Here is a 14556-nt window from a genome sequence, read left to right on the forward strand (position 1 = left end):
TCAGTGGCATCGAGATGATACCGCAAGATGTACAGCTGCTGCGGTCTCTGGCAATCTTGCCGGAAAACATGCTACTCGCCCCCATGGCCAAGCGCGTTTCCAATCTTGCTCTTCTGCCGCTTGCTCTTGGCAGATGACCCCTCTCTTTGCAAAGGCATGTCACCATTGCCATCCTTCGCTCCCGCCCCCCGTTTCGGGTTAAGATAGCGGCCATCGTTTTATCCCGGCGCAGCCGGAGCAGACCAGAGGTGCGCCATTGAACCGATATACCCCATCCAGTGCGGCGAACGGCCGCGAGCAGCAGGTCTTTACCGTCACCCGCCTCAACAGCGCCGTGCGCATGATCCTGGAGCAGGATCTGGGGCTGGTGTGGCTGACAGGGGAGCTCTCCAATCTGGCGATGCCAAGCTCGGGCCACTGGTACTTCTCGCTAAAAGATCTGGGCGCCCAGGTGCGCTGCGCCATGTTCAAGGGCAACAACCGCCGGGTGGCATTTCGCCCGCAGGATGGCATGCAGGTGTTGGTGCAGGCCAGAGTCTCCCTCTATGAGCCCCGCGGCGACTATCAGCTGATCATCGAATCGATGCAGCCCGCCGGCGATGGCGTGCTGGCCCTGCGCTTTGAAGAGCTCAAGCGCCGGCTAGGGGCAGAAGGATTGTTTGACGAGGGACGCAAACGGCCGCTGCCCCGCGAACCGCGTGCCGTGGGGCTGGTTACCTCCGCCACTGGCGCCGCCCTGCACGACATGCTGACAGTACTCAAACGCCGCGCCCCGGATCTGCCCGTCTTTATCTACCCGACCCAGGTGCAGGGCAGCGCCGCCATCGGCCAGATAGTCGCGGCCATTGCCCTTGCCAACAGCCGCGCCGAGGTGGATGTGCTGATAGTCGGTCGCGGCGGCGGCTCCCTTGAAGATCTCTGGTGCTTCAACGAAGAGGGGGTAGCGCGCGCCATCGCCAAATCTGCCATTCCGGTGATCAGCGCTGTGGGCCATGAGGTGGACGTGACCATCAGCGACTTTGCCGCTGATCTTCGCGCCCCCACACCATCGGCTGCCGCCGAACTGGTAGCACCGGATCAAAGCGCTCGCGCCCAGCGTCTCGCCCATCTGTGGCAGCGACTGGTGCAGGCGATGAATCGCCACCAAACCGCCGCCCGCCACGGCTTTGTGCTGCTGCAAAAGCGGCTCGACCATCAGGATCCGAAACGGCGACTGGAGCAGCAATCCCAACGTCTCGACGAGCTCTCCGCCCGCTTGCAGCAACTGCTGAACCAGCGGCTGCATCAGGGGGAGCGGCGCCTCGCCAACCTCGAACTTCGTCTGCAGGCCAAAAGCCCGGAGCGGCTGCTGGCCGCTGGCAAGCGCCGCCACCAACTGGCGCAAGAGCGGCTGCATGCACTTATCGCCAAGCGCCAGGATCAGGCCAGCCATCGCCTTGCCATGCTGACTGCCCGCCTCGACGGCGTAAGCCCGCTCGCCACCCTGGGGCGCGGTTACTCCATCACCCGCACCCAAAGCGGCGACGTGATCAACCGCGCGGCTCAGGTGAACGCCGGGCAAACTCTGGTCACCACGCTGGCGGAAGGGCACTTGCAGATACGGGTAGAAGAAGTGCACAACCGATGACTAAAAACAGGGGCACTGAAAAGTGCCCCTGTTTTATCTCCCCCCTCTTTTTGACGCCAGCCTGTTACACCAGCGCGTGACGCACGGCTTCAGTCGAATGAACGGCGCTCTGCACACCGCCCAGCGGGTTGAGCTGCAAGAACTCGAACAAGCCCGCCTGCAGATTGACGTTCCAGAAACGCCCCGCCAGGGTCAACACAAGCGTGTCCTCCGTCAGCGCTACCAGCCCGTGCAACTGCCAAGCCTGAAAGAGCGGCAGCAGATGGGCCCTCAGCGGCGCGGGCAGGCGATCCAGCGTCAACCTGCCGCTGTCGAGGGCACCGCGCAGCAGGCCGTCCATGGGAGCATTGGGGTTCTGCCCCATCACCATGCCAGGCGCTCGCACACCGCCAGCCAGCGCCTCGTGCCAGAGGGCAAGATCCCGGCCATACATGAGGCCATGGCCATGCATGCTACCTCCGGCCCCCGCCCCGAAGGGAAGGATTTCGGCGCCGCGCTTGGCCATCTGGTTGTAGCGGCTCTGCTCGGCATCGCCGCGCCGCCAGTGGCTGCAGGAGAGCCGCTGCCAGCCGCCCTGCTCCAGCGTCTGGGCGCCGTAGGCATACATGGCGGCCCTTTGCTGACCATCGGCCGCCCAGCCCGGCTTGCCACTCGCCTCGGCCCGCTCGAGGTTGGTACCCGCCATGGGGATAAGCTGATAGAGATCCACGCCGTGTACCCCGCTTGCCATCACATCCGCAATATCCTGGCGCCATACCTCGTCATCCTGACCCGGTAGGCCAAAGATGAGATCCGCCACTATTACGGTCGCATCATCTTGGGTCAGCTCGCCGAGACGGGCCAGCAGGGTCTGTCTGTCATCGAAGCGGGCCGCCTGCTGGCGCACCCGGGTGTCAAAACTCTGTACCCCGAACGAGAAGCGGTTGAAGCCCCCCGCCAGCGCTGTCTGCCACTTGGCATCATCAAAACCGTTGAGGCGCCCTTCCAGGGTCACCTCGGCATCCAGGGTCAGTGGAAAGCGTTGAATCGCCCTAGCCAATTGCGCCAGATCCTCGAGTGCCATGTCGGTCGGCGTGCCGCCTCCCACATAGACAGCAGAAAAGGGTTTGCTTTGGGCCAAGGGAGTATCCGCCGCCCGGTTCAGGCTGTCGCACAAGGCGGCCATATAGCGGCTCATGCGCGCCGGATTGGCGCCATTTTCGAAGAAATTGCAGAAGCTGCAGCGCTTTCGGCAAAACGGAACATGGATGTAAAGCGCACGCTCATCGGCCTGGCTCCCTTGCTGCCACCAGGCTTGCCAGCCTGCATCGTCGAGGGAAAAGGGGCGAATGCCACCCCTGCTGGCGTGGGCTGAGGTTTTGGCGCTGAAGGCAAACTTGAGAGGATCCGGCGTAGAGAGTCCGGTCATGGTCGGGGTCAGGTGTAATGTCATCGCTGGCTGGTTACCGCATGGAAATAATGCAAATGATAACCACTATCAATTAATGCCAAGTTTGTGCTGGATCAAACCAATCTCATCCAACTCACCTTTGCTACTCACTATTAACCTCTATCATGGATCCAGTTAACAGATAATTTACTCAAGATGAGGTAGGGTGTGCCGATAGAGAACCATCTCCCCCTCCCTGACGAGCGAGCATGGGGAGAGTCGCCCACCATTGACGATCGCCCACCTGCGCATGGACCAGCTAACTATGCAAAACCTGTCACTGAACTGGAAAATTTTTCTCCCTCTCACCCTGGTCATCGGCTGTACCTTCGCCCTCAGTTTCGAACTCTCCGCCTGGTTGCAGCGAGATCTCGCCATCAGGCTGGCCGGTGAAAAAGTCGACAGTGCTGCCAACACCTACATGGATCAACTCAACGTTCTCATGATGACTGGCGGCATGGCCAATCGACAAATCGTGCAGACCAAGCTCAAGAGCGAGGCCGGAATAGTCGAGGCTCGTCTGATACGCGCCCCCGCCGTGAGCGACCTGTTCGGACCCGGCCACCCGGATCAGAAGGTGCAGGACAACCTGGATGAAAGAGCCATAGTCCAGGGAGAGACCATCCTCGAGCAGCAGGGCAACCAGCTCACCCTGATCAAACCCTTCAAGGCTTTCAAAGAGTATCGCGGCACCCAATGCACCACCTGCCATCAGGTACCGGAAGGCACCGTCATGGGGGCCGTGCGGATCAGTTACGATCTCAGCCACACCTTTGGCGAGATCCGCCATAACAACCTGATCCTGAGCGGCAGCCTGGTGGTGGTGTTCGGGCTCGGTTTCGGGCTGCTGGCCTGGGTGCTGCAACACTACATCAAGCGACCTGTGCGCCGCCTGCAACTGACCATGACCCGCATGGCCAAGGAGCGGGATCTCTCCCTCCCCCTGCTCAATCCGAGCCAGGATGAGCTGGGCCAGATGACCCGCGCCGTCAGTGACATGGTGCAAGGTTTTCGCCACAGCCTGCAGGAGGTGGAGCACGCAACTCAGCAGCTCTATCAGGAGTCAAACCAGATCCGCCAGGTCGCCACCCAGACCGAAGGCTCGGCCCGCCAGCAGGAGGGCATGACGACCCAGGTCGCCGCCGCCGTCAGCGAATTGGCCGCCAGCTCCCACGAGGTACGCGAGCATGCCCGCCACAGTGCCGAGCTCTCCGCCCTCACCAACCAGGATGCTGCCAACACCAGCCGCCTCGCCCAGCACTCCATCACCGACATGGGGGAGATGTCGGCCGAAATTGAGCGGGTCGACCGGGTGATCCAGCAGCTCGACAGCCGCTGCCTGGCCGTCGACGGTGTGCTGGAGGTGATCAAGGGCATAGCGGATCAGACCAACTTGCTGGCGCTGAATGCCGCCATCGAGGCTGCTCGCGCCGGTGAACAGGGTCGCGGTTTTGCGGTGGTCGCCGACGAAGTGCGGGCCCTCTCCAACCGCAGTCGCGCCGCCAGCGAAGAGATCTCCCAGATGATTGCCGCGCTGCAAAAAGAGGCACAGAGCGCCGTTGAGGTGATCGGGGATGCAAAATCCAAGGCAGATGAAAGCATTCACAAGACGGAAGCCACCCTGGCCGCCATGCAGAACATCATTGGCCGCATCGCCAGCATCAACGACCTCAATGCCCAGATGGCGCAATCTGCCGAGGAGCAGGACAGGGTTTGCAGCGAAGTGGACAGCTCGGTGAGCGACATTCGCAACACCTCCAACGACACCCTGAGTCAGGCCCACGCCGCCAATCTCGCCAGTATCCAGCTGGTAGAACAGTGCAAGAAGCTGGATCAGTTGCTCAAGACGTACCGCTGGTAAGACACAGCTGTACTCAGCAAAAGCGCGACCATGAGGTCGCGCTTTTTAGTTTCTTGCTGTTTGCCTGCGGGGCCAGCCGCGGGCGGGCACAGATCAGCCTGCGTTGCGGGTAGCCACCGCATCCGCCAGATTGCGCAGCAGGACTTCGGTATCGGCCCAACCGATGCAGGCATCCGTGATGCTCTGGCCGACGGTGAGCTCGCACCCTTCCACCAGATCCTGGCGGCCTTCCACCAGATGGCTCTCCACCATGACGCCAAACACAGCCTTGCTGCCGGCACGCAGCTGACCGGCCACATCTTCGGCCACCAGCATCTGGTTCTTGAACTGCTTGCTGCTGTTGGCGTGGCTGAAGTCGATCATCACCTTTTGCGGCAGACCGGCCTTGTCCAGCCCCTTCACTACCTCGTCAACATGGGCGGCGCTGTAGTTCGGCTCGCGGCCACCGCGCAGAATGATGTGGCAATCCGGGTTGCCCCGGGTGGCGACGATGGCGGAGTGGCCATACTTGGTGACCGACAGGAAGTGGTGCGGCGCGCTGGCGGCACCGATGGCATCGATAGCGACCTTGATGGTGCCGTCGGTGCCATTCTTGAAACCCACCGGGCAGGAGAGACCGGAGGCCAGCTCACGGTGCACCTGGGATTCGGTAGTACGGGCACCGATGGCGCCCCAGCTCATCAGATCCGCCACGTATTGCGGGGTGATCATGTCGAGGAACTCGGAGGCGGTCGGCAGCCCCATGTCGTTGAGATCCAGCAGCAGCTTGCGACCGATGCGCAGGCCGTCATTGATCTGGCAGGTGTTGTCGAGGTAAGGGTCGTTGATTAGCCCCTTCCAGCCCACTGTGGTGCGGGGCTTCTCGAAGTAGACTCGCATCACGATTTCCAGCTGGCCCTTGAGCTCGTCACGCAAGGTCTTGAGACGCTTGCCATATTCCAGCGCGGCCACGGGGTCGTGGATGGAGCAGGGACCTATCACCACCAGCAGACGCGGATCTTCACCGGCCAGGATCTGATGAATGGCCTGGCGGGATTCGAATACGGTAGACGAGGCTGTCTCGGTGGCCGGAAACTTCTCGAGCACCGCAACCGGGGGTAATAACTCTTTGATTTCACTGATACGAACGTCGTCGGTTTGATGCTGCATGACAAGGCTTCCTGCTAGATGACTGCGATAAAGAAACTTCAATCTAGCCCGCAGCAGAGACGGTGTAAATAGAAAATTACATCATCCATCAAGGAATTTTCTGAATGTGTCTTGCAAGTTTGGATAATGCTGCTAGCGCACTGTCTCAAAGCCGGACGAAAAGGCCAAATGCCTTGTGTGAAGAGATCCCTGAAAACAGGCCTGAAAAAAAGCCCGCGCAAAGGCGGGCCTCAAGGGATCAAATAGCCTGACTGATGTCGGCAAGCTTGTCGAAGTAGTCCGGGAAGGTTTTGGAAGTACAACCCGGATCATTGATGGTGACGGCGGTATCGGACAGCGCCACCAGGGAGAAGCACATGGCGATGCGGTGATCGTTGTAGGTGTCGATGGCCGCGTGCTTGAGGCTGGCCGGCGGCGTCACGGTAATGAAGTCGTGCCCCTCCTCCACCTCCACACCCAGTTTGCGCAGCTCGGTGGCCATGGCGTGCAGACGATCCGTCTCCTTCACCCGCCAGTTGTAGATGTTGCGAATGGAGGTGGGCCCCTCGGCAAACAGTGCCGCGACCGCTATGGTCATGGCCGCATCCGGAATATGGTTCATGTCCATGTCGACGCCGTGCAGCGGGCCTTGCTCCGCCTCGATGAAGTCGTCACCCCAGGTGATGCGGGCGCCCATCTTCTCCAGCACGTCGGCGAAGTGGATATCGCCCTGAATGCTGTGCTTGCCGATGCCGGTCACCCGCACCTTGCCCTTGATGGCACCTGCCGCGAGGAAGTAAGAGGCGCTGGAGGCGTCCCCTTCCACCAGGAAGTCACCCGGGCTGACATAGCTCTGGTTGCCCTTGATGTAGAACAGCTTGTAGTTGTCGTGCTCGATGACCACACCGAACTGTTTCATGATGTGCAACGTGATGTCGATGTAGGGCTTGGAGACCAGCTCACCCTTGATGTGGATACGGGTATCGCCGGCCGCCATGGGCGCCGCCATCAAAAACGCCGTCAGGAACTGGCTGGAGACGGACCCATCGACGTGTACGTCACCGCCCCAGAGACCCTTGGCATCCACCACCAGCGGCGGGTAGCCATCTTTTTTCAGGTACTGGATATGGGCGCCCGCTTCACGCAAGGCATCCACCAGATGGCCGATGGGACGCTCCTCCATCCTGGGTTCACCGCCCAGCATGTATTCACCGGATCCCAGACACAGAGCCGCACAGAGGGGACGCATGGCAGTACCGGCATTGCCGAGGAACAGATTGACCGGTGCCGATACCGCAAAGCTGCGACCCAGACCGTGCACTGTGCACTCTGTCTTGTCGGCGGAAAGCTTGTACTTGACCCCGAGCTGGGTCAGCGCCGCCAGCATATGACGAATATCATCGCTGTCGAGCAGATTGGTCAGCCGGGTGGTGCCACGGGCAAGGGCCGCCAGCAACAAAGCCCGATTGGATACGCTCTTGGAGCCGGGCAGATTGACCTCACCGGCCACACGAGAAATGGGTTCCAAACGCAACGAATTCATAGACTTCCTGTACTATCTCAATTAAATCACCTGACCGGACGTTAGCAGCCCGCGCCTTGCTCGGCAAGACCGCGCGTGGCACAAAAGCGGGCCAGACTCGCGGCCGATCAGGATCCACTGAAAAAACAGACGCCGGGGAGTCCCCGGCGCCTGCAATTGGGGAAAAACGCCTCAGCTGTGGCGCTTGGCAAAGCCATCCATAAAGCTCACCAGGGCCTTGACCCCTTCCAGCGGCATGGCGTTATAGAGGCTGGCGCGCATGCCACCGACGATGCGGTGCCCTTTCAGGGCCAACAGACCGGCGGCTTCCGACTCGGCCAGGAACTGCTTGTCCAGGGCGTCATTTTTCAGCTGGAAAGGTATGTTCATGCGGGAACGACAGCTGACATCCACCTTGTTGCCGTAGAAGCTGGAGTCGTCGAGGTAGCCGTAGAGGAAATCGGCCTTCGCCTTGTTGCGCGCGGCCATCGCCTCGAGCCCGCCTTGTTCTTTCAACCACTCGAACACCAGACCGGCCAGATACCAGGCATAGGTGGGCGGGGTATTGAACATGGAGTCGTTCTTGGCAGTGAGCTGGTAGTCAAAAATCGAGGGCACGTCGGCTCTCGCCTGGTTCAGCAGATCGTCACGTACGATGGCGATGGCCAGCCCTGACGGGCCTATGTTCTTCTGGGCTCCGGCGTAGATGACCCCAAAACGGCTCACATCCATGGGACGGGAGAGGATGGTGGAGGAGAGATCGGCGACCAGGGGCACATCGCCGGTGGCCGGGATGTCGAACATCTCTATGCCATCAATGGTTTCGTTCGGGCAGTAGTGCACATAGGCTGCATCGGCGCGAAACGCCGGGCTCTGCAGCAAATGGGAGATCCCCTGGGCGTTCTTGGCAGCCCCTTGCACCGTCTGGATATCACCATACTTGCGGGCTTCATCAACGGCACTCTGGGACCAGACACCGGTCAGCAGGAAGTCAGCCTTCTTGTTCGCGCCTCCCAGCAGATTCATGGGCACGGCGGAAAACTGGCCGCGACCACCACCGTGCATGAAGAGCACCTTGTAGTTGTCCGGCACCGCCAGCAAGTCGCGCAGATCGGCTTCGGCCTTCTCGGCGACCGCCATATAAGGCTTGCCGCGATGGGACAGCTCCATGACCGAGGCTCCCAGCCCCTGAAAATTACAAAATTCGCGCTGGGCGCGCTCCATGACTTCAACCGGCAACATGGCTGGGCCGGCGCAGAAGTTGTAAATCTGTTTGCTCATGACGCTTTCCGTGAGTGGATGAGAGTAATCGATGACTTGTCTGGTTTTACACAAGAGCCGCCCCGGGATCAAAGGCTTTTTGGGAGCTGGCTCAAGCTTTTGTCACCCGGGCCAAGTCGGGCTGCCATCGAAAAAGCCCTGAACGGGTCAGGGCTTGCGGGGAATGTGCATGGAAATGGGGCTTTGCACACATCCAAAGCAGCAAGCCCCCATTGCAGACAAGATCAGAGTTTGGCGGTGAGCTCGGGCAGCAGGGTGAACAGATCCCCCACCAGACCGTAGTCAGCCACCTGGAAAATGGGGGCCTCGCTGTCCTTGTTGATGGCCACTATCACCTTCGACTCCTTCATGCCCGCCAGATGCTGGATGGCCCCCGAGATGCCGACTGCGATATAGAGCTCGGGAGCAACCACCTTGCCGGTCTGACCCACCTGCAGATCGTTGGCCACAAAACCGGCATCAACGGCGGCGCGCGAGGCGCCCACCGCCCCGCCCAGCTTGTCGGCCAGCGCTTCAATGAGGGCAAACTGCGCCTTGGAGCCAAGGGCCCGTCCGCCGGAGACCACGACCCGCGCTGCCGCGAGTTCCGGCCTGACGGACAACACGGCGCGGCGCTCGACCAGACGGATACGACATGCCACATCGGCCACCGGCAGGCGCTCAACCGCAGCCTGCCCAGTCCCGAACTTGGCTTTGGCAAAGGCGGTCGGCCTGATGGTAAGCACCTTGATGGGCGCCGAGCTCGCTACCCTGGCAATGGCGTTGCCCGCATAGATGGGGCGCAGGAAGGTATCGCCACTCTCTATGCCGATCACCTCGGAGAGCATCTCCATCCCGAGCCGTGCAGCCACCCTGGGCAACATATCCTTGCCCTGGGTGCTCGCCGCCATCAGGCAGTGCTGATAGTCCCGTGCAATATCAGACAGCAGGGGATCGACGCCGTCGTTCAACCCTTCCGCCAACATGGGATGCTCGGCCAGCAGCACCCTGTCCACTCCTTGCAGGCTGGCGGCCTGTTCGCCCGCCTCGGTCAGTCCCTGGCCCAGCAGCAACAGATGCACCTCGCCGCCGAGCTGGCCCGCTGCCGTGACCAGTTGGGCCACGTTGTCGGCAAGCTTGCCCTGATGATGTTCAGCAATAACCAGTACGCTCATGGCTGCACCTTATCGTTAGCGACTCTTTCCACCGCGCCAGCCCTTATCCCAGCCAGGGGGCGACACCCAATATGTTCCATCATGACCAGAATGCTCATGGCAGCACCTTGGCTTCGTTCCTGAGTTTATCCAGCAACTCGTCCACAGAGCCGACCTTGATGCCGGCACTGCGCACGGCTGGCGCCATCACACCGAGCAGCCGGGTGTAGCCGGCAGGTTCGACGCCAAGGGTCGCGAAGGGGGCACTCTCGAGTGGCTTGCGCTTGGCTTTCATGATGTTGGGAAGCGATGCAAAGCGGGGCTCGTTCAGGCGCAGGTCCACCGTCACCACGGCAGGCAAGGGCAAGCCGAGGGTCTCCAGGCCGCCGTCGATTTCGCGGGTCACATGCAACTCCCCCTCCACCAGCTTGATGGCGGAGGCGAAGGTGGCCAGCGGCCAGTCGGTGAGGGCCGAGAGCATCTGGCCCACCTGGTTGTTGTCAGAATCGATGGACTGCTTGCCGAGCAGCACCAGTGATGGCGGCTCCTGCTCACACACCTTTTGCAGGGCGCGAGCAACCGTCAGCGGAGTGAGCGTCTCATCGGTCAAATAGTGAAGGGCCCGATCCGCCCCCAGTGCCAGGGCATGGCGCAACTGCTCGGCGGCCGCCTCAGGTCCGAAGGTCACCACCACCAGCTCGCTTGCGATACCGGCTTCCCGCAGCCGAACACCTTCTTCCACCGCGATTTCACAGAACGGGTTGATACCCATCTTCACATTGGCAAGCTCCACGTTGGAGCCGTCTCCCTTCACCCGGATCTTGACGTTGTAGTCGACTACCCGTTTGATCGCGACCAGCAGCTTCATGACGCGCATCCCTCGCTTTTCTTGAGTGAATCCATTGACGAACCCTCGCATTTTTTGCTTACAATTGCTTTACGTTTACGTAAACTACCAGCACTACCCTAGGCCAAGTCGAGCGCAGAGGCAAGATGGAACGCGAAGCAATGGAATTTGATGTCGTCATCGTCGGTGGCGGCCCCGCAGGACTCAGTGCAGCCATCGCCCTGAAGCAGCACAATGCCGATCTCTCGGTCTGCGTGCTGGAAAAAGGAGCGGAAATCGGCGCCCATCTGCTCTCTGGCGCCCTGTTCGATCCCGTCACCCTCAAGGAGCTGTTGCCGGACAGCTGGCAGCAGGCGCCCCTTGGCATCCCCGTCAACGATGATCAGGTTCATCTGTTGCAAAATGATCGTCGCGCCCTGCAACTGCCCCACTGGGCAGTGCCGCCGCGCATGCACAACGATGGCAGCCATATTCTGAGCCTGGGCAACCTCTGTCGCTGGCTCGGTAAACAGGCCGAGCAGCTGGGAGTCGAAATATACCCGGGTTTTACCGCAAGCGAGCTCATCATGGAAGCGGGACGGGTGCGGGGTGTGATCACCGGCGATCTCGGGCTGGACAGAGCGGGCAATCCCAAATCGGATCACGTGCCCGGCATGGCTCTCCATGGTCGCTACACCCTGTTTGCCGAAGGTGCCCGCGGCCATCTGGGCAAGCAGTTGATCGCCGAGTTCAATCTCGAAAACAGCGCCCAGCCGCAGCATTACGCCATCGGTTTCAAGGAGCTGTGGCAAGTCCCCCCTGGCCAGGCCAAACCGGGCCAGGTGCTGCACGGCAGCGGCTGGCCACTGGCCGGGCTGCGCACCGGCAAGAGCCAGGGCGGCTTCTACCTCTATCATATGGATGGCAATCAGGTGGCGGTCGGGCTGATTGTCGATCTCAACTACAGCAACCCCTGGCTCAGCCCGTTCGACGAGTTCCAGCGCCTCAAGCACCATCCCCTCATCGCACAGACTCTGCTGGGGGGCGAGCGCATCAGCTACGGTGCACGCGCCATCACCAAGGGCGGCTGGCACTCCCTGCCCCGCATGCACTTCCCCGGTGGTCTCTTGATCGGCTGCGACGCCGGTACCCTGGATTTTTCCCGCATCAAGGGCATCCACACCGCCATGAAATCAGGGATGCTGGCGGCGAAAACCGTCGCCATGACGCTGCGCGGCGGTGATGAGGGGGGCCGGGATCTGGCCGAGTATCAGGATGCGCTGCAACAGAGCTGGCTGGGGCAGGAGCTCAAAACCGCCCGCAACTTTGGGGCGGCCCTGCATCGTTGGGGCCCCTGGCTCGGCGGCGCCTTCAACTGGCTGGAGCAGCGGGTTTCCGCCTTCCCTCTGCTGGGCTCTATCACCCTGTTGGACAAGGAGCCTGACTACCGTCAGCTGCGCATGGCCAGCCGTTGTCAGCCCATCAGCTATCCCAAACCGGACGGCAAACTCAGCTTTGACAAGCTCTCGTCTGTTTATCTCGCCAACACCAGTCATGATGAGGATCAGCCCTGCCACCTCAAGTTGCAGGACGCGAGTATCCCTGTGGCGGTCAACCTGCCCACCTGGGCCGAGCCCGCCCAGCGCTACTGCCCGGCCGGGGTGTTCGAGATAGCGGAGAGCGAGAGCCAGCCTTACTTGCAGATCAACGCGGCCAACTGCATTCACTGCAAGACCTGCGACATCAAGGATCCGAGCCAAAACATCATCTGGACACCACCGCAGGGAGGATCCGGGCCCAACTATCCCAATATGTGACAGGTAGCTACCAGACCGTCTGGACACCACCGCAAGGAGGGTCAGGACCCAACTATCCCAATCGGTGAGGCCTGTCCCCCCTGAGGGGCACCTGGCACAATGCGGCAGTCAACAGGCAGTCACTTTTACGGCCGGATCCGCTGATCCGACCTCGCTGTTTTTTTGAGCGAACAGGCTGAACCTAGGATGAATAGGCCCTGACAAGCGCTCCCCGCCCCTGTATAGTTCGCCGCATTCAGGTTTTCCATCGGCCCGTTTCGCTTATCCACGGGATCGCTTTCTACGCGATCTAAGGCCGCATGACCTGTGCAACCATCCCTGATGACCCACGACTTTTTAAGGGGGGACAGATGATCACCGCCTACATTCTCAATAACAAGGTACTGGACATAGTCACGCTCGGGCCTGACGACATACTGCCTGACAACACTGTCTGGCTGGATGCCTACAAGCCGGACACGGCGGAGCGAGAATGGTTGACCGGCCTGTTTCTGGAAGAGGTCCCCGACAAGGAAGAGCTGGACGACATCGAAGCATCCGCCCGCTTTTACTGGGATACCGATGGTCTGCACATTCACTCCCTGTTTCCCCAGCGGATCGGCCGTGACACCAAGGGTGTCCACGTCTCCTTTACCCTGCGCAACAACCTGCTGATCAGCATCCGCGAGGATGACATCGGCCTGGTGCGCCTGCTGCGCCACTACATGCGTCAGGACAGGCTGGAGGTGGAGGATGCCCTCGACATACTGCTGGAGGTGCAGAACCTCAAGGTGGAGTACCTCTCGGATCTCATCGAAGACGGTTACAAGACCCTGGAAAACACCGCCGATCAAATCTTCGAGCCGGACCAGATCAATCCCATGCTCAAGGAGCTGATGGCACAGGAAGAGGCCAACGGCCAGATCCGTCTCTCCCTGCACGATACCCGCCGCGCCCTGCGGTTTCTCAAACGCAGCCTGCGCCAGCGCATGACGGGCGAGCAGAACAAATGGATCGACGAGATGCTGCACGACGTGGAGTCCCTCTTGCCCCACACCCAGTTCCTGTTCGACAAGATCAACTTCCAGCTGGAGGCCTCCATGGGGGTCACCAATCTGGAGCAGAACAAGGTGATCAAGATCTTCTCGGTGGCCGCCGTGATCTTCCTGCCGCCCACCCTGATCGCCAGCATCTACGGCATGAACTTCGGGCGCATGCCGGAGCTGGCCTGGGAGTATGGCTATCCCATGTCGCTGGTGCTGATGGTGATGTCGTCCCTCGGCACCGGCCTCTTCTTCAAGCGCAAGGGCTGGCTGTAACGCCGCCAGAAAGTGCGATAAGAAAGTGCGATAAAAAGAGACGATGGATTGGGGGGCACTGGCCCCCCGATTAATTCGTGTCACCCGGCACGCCTTGCAAAGGGCGCCACTCTGCCCCATATCCTCTTCATCATTTGCACAACCCAGGCGATAACGGGCGACCATGACCCTCTACCCCGAACACAGATATGACAATCACGGCCAGTTGCGCCCTCCCCTCTGGTTTTGGCCCATCGCCCTCTTGCTGACCCGCTCGGTCTGGCTGTTTCTGATGGCCGGGGTCACCCGCGAGAGCGGCAGCGAGATCCTGACCCTCTTCTATCCGGACAAGATCAGCCTCTACATCAGCCTGCTGACCGATGTGCCCGCCATGCTGGCGCTGCTCGCCTTTGGCGGCACCTATCAGCAGACTGACAGCGTGCGCGCCTGGCTCAGACGCCACAGCCGCGGTCTCTTGCTCTGCTCCACCGTCAGCGGCCTGCTGATGCAGCTGCACAGCCTCAACCTGCAGAAATGGTCGTTCAGCTGGCCCACCGCCCTGGTGCTGATCGGCAGCCTCTGGGCACTCTGGTATCTGCTGCGCAGCCGCCAGATCCGCGAATACGCCGCCGATCAACCTCACTGAGCATGCAGG

11 protein-coding genes are annotated in these 14556 nt (G+C 60.9%); 5 read left to right on the top strand and 6 right to left on the bottom strand.

Annotated features, from left to right (window positions below):
* Positions 1-256 precede the first annotated feature (256 nt).
* Complete coding sequence (gene xseA, locus AACX78_RS13795) at positions 257-1627, top strand: exodeoxyribonuclease VII large subunit (protein ID WP_159166544.1); 1371 nt, start codon at positions 257-259, stop codon at positions 1625-1627.
* Between the two features lie 64 nt (positions 1628-1691).
* On the opposite strand, the gene hutW is transcribed toward xseA, so the two are convergent.
* On the bottom strand, positions 1692-3059 hold the full coding sequence (gene hutW, locus AACX78_RS13800; RefSeq protein ID WP_159166545.1) for a heme anaerobic degradation radical SAM methyltransferase ChuW/HutW: 1368 nt from the start codon (positions 3057-3059) through the stop codon (positions 1692-1694).
* A 262-nt stretch (positions 3060-3321) separates the two neighbouring features.
* Here hutW and AACX78_RS13805 point away from each other — a divergent pair, with 262 nt between their 5' ends.
* Positions 3322-4917 carry a methyl-accepting chemotaxis protein gene (locus AACX78_RS13805; RefSeq protein ID WP_201302857.1) on the top strand — a complete coding sequence of 532 codons (1596 nt, stop codon included), beginning with the start codon at positions 3322-3324 and terminating at the stop codon, positions 4915-4917.
* Between the two features lie 93 nt (positions 4918-5010).
* Here AACX78_RS13805 and aroG read toward each other — a convergent pair whose 3' ends face one another.
* The 5 genes from aroG to AACX78_RS13830 all read right to left on the bottom strand — a co-directional run bounded on the left by aroG (position 5011) and on the right by AACX78_RS13830 (position 10849).
* On the bottom strand, positions 5011-6066 hold the full coding sequence (aroG, locus tag AACX78_RS13810; RefSeq protein ID WP_159166547.1) for a 3-deoxy-7-phosphoheptulonate synthase AroG: 1056 nt from the start codon (positions 6064-6066) through the stop codon (positions 5011-5013).
* A 238-nt stretch (positions 6067-6304) separates the two neighbouring features.
* On the bottom strand, positions 6305-7588 hold the full coding sequence (gene aroA / locus AACX78_RS13815) for a 3-phosphoshikimate 1-carboxyvinyltransferase (protein ID WP_159166548.1): 1284 nt from the start codon (positions 7586-7588) through the stop codon (positions 6305-6307).
* 171 nt (positions 7589-7759) lie between these two features.
* Positions 7760-8848, bottom strand: a complete 1089-nt coding sequence (gene serC, locus AACX78_RS13820; protein WP_159166549.1) for a 3-phosphoserine/phosphohydroxythreonine transaminase — start codon at positions 8846-8848, stop codon at positions 7760-7762.
* 224 nt (positions 8849-9072) lie between these two features.
* Entirely contained in the window at positions 9073-10002 is a 930-nt protein-coding gene (locus AACX78_RS13825; RefSeq protein WP_159166550.1) for an electron transfer flavoprotein subunit alpha/FixB family protein, read from the bottom strand.
* Between the two features lie 94 nt (positions 10003-10096).
* Positions 10097-10849, bottom strand: coding sequence for an electron transfer flavoprotein subunit beta/FixA family protein (locus AACX78_RS13830; protein ID WP_201302858.1), 753 nt, complete (start codon positions 10847-10849; stop codon positions 10097-10099).
* 125 nt (positions 10850-10974) lie between these two features.
* On the opposite strand from AACX78_RS13830, the gene AACX78_RS13835 reads away from it, so the two are divergent.
* From AACX78_RS13835 to AACX78_RS13845, 3 genes are all read left to right on the top strand, one after another.
* Entirely contained in the window at positions 10975-12624 is a 1650-nt protein-coding gene (locus tag AACX78_RS13835) for an electron transfer flavoprotein-ubiquinone oxidoreductase (protein WP_159166552.1), read from the top strand.
* 350 nt (positions 12625-12974) lie between these two features.
* Entirely contained in the window at positions 12975-13922 is a 948-nt protein-coding gene (corA, locus tag AACX78_RS13840) for a magnesium/cobalt transporter CorA (protein WP_005315297.1), read from the top strand.
* Between the two features lie 163 nt (positions 13923-14085).
* Positions 14086-14547, top strand: a complete 462-nt coding sequence (locus tag AACX78_RS13845) for a DUF2919 domain-containing protein (RefSeq protein ID WP_159166553.1) — start codon at positions 14086-14088, stop codon at positions 14545-14547.
* Positions 14548-14556: the final 9 nt, after the last annotated feature.

Source organism: Aeromonas sp. 9A (assembly GCF_963900955.1).
GTDB lineage: Bacteria > Pseudomonadota > Gammaproteobacteria > Enterobacterales > Aeromonadaceae > Aeromonas > Aeromonas salmonicida.

What these genes read in the sequence shown, in the direction of transcription:
- hutW (WP_159166545.1), bottom strand. Translation starts at nt 3,059, where the DNA reads ATGACATTACACCTGACCCCGACCATGACCGGACTCTCTACGCCGGAT.
- AACX78_RS13805 (WP_201302857.1), top strand. Translation starts at nt 3,322, where the DNA reads ATGCAAAACCTGTCACTGAACTGGAAAATTTTTCTCCCTCTCACCCTG.
- aroG (WP_159166547.1), bottom strand. Translation starts at nt 6,066, where the DNA reads ATGCAGCATCAAACCGACGACGTTCGTATCAGTGAAATCAAAGAGTTA.
- aroA (WP_159166548.1), bottom strand. Translation starts at nt 7,588, where the DNA reads ATGAATTCGTTGCGTTTGGAACCCATTTCTCGTGTGGCCGGTGAGGTC.
- serC (WP_159166549.1), bottom strand. Translation starts at nt 8,848, where the DNA reads ATGAGCAAACAGATTTACAACTTCTGCGCCGGCCCAGCCATGTTGCCG.
- AACX78_RS13825 (WP_159166550.1), bottom strand. Translation starts at nt 10,002, where the DNA reads ATGAGCGTACTGGTTATTGCTGAACATCATCAGGGCAAGCTTGCCGAC.
- AACX78_RS13830 (WP_201302858.1), bottom strand. Translation starts at nt 10,849, where the DNA reads ATGAAGCTGCTGGTCGCGATCAAACGGGTAGTCGACTACAACGTCAAG.
- AACX78_RS13835 (WP_159166552.1), top strand. Translation starts at nt 10,975, where the DNA reads ATGGAACGCGAAGCAATGGAATTTGATGTCGTCATCGTCGGTGGCGGC.
- corA (WP_005315297.1), top strand. Translation starts at nt 12,975, where the DNA reads ATGATCACCGCCTACATTCTCAATAACAAGGTACTGGACATAGTCACG.
- AACX78_RS13845 (WP_159166553.1), top strand. Translation starts at nt 14,086, where the DNA reads ATGACCCTCTACCCCGAACACAGATATGACAATCACGGCCAGTTGCGC.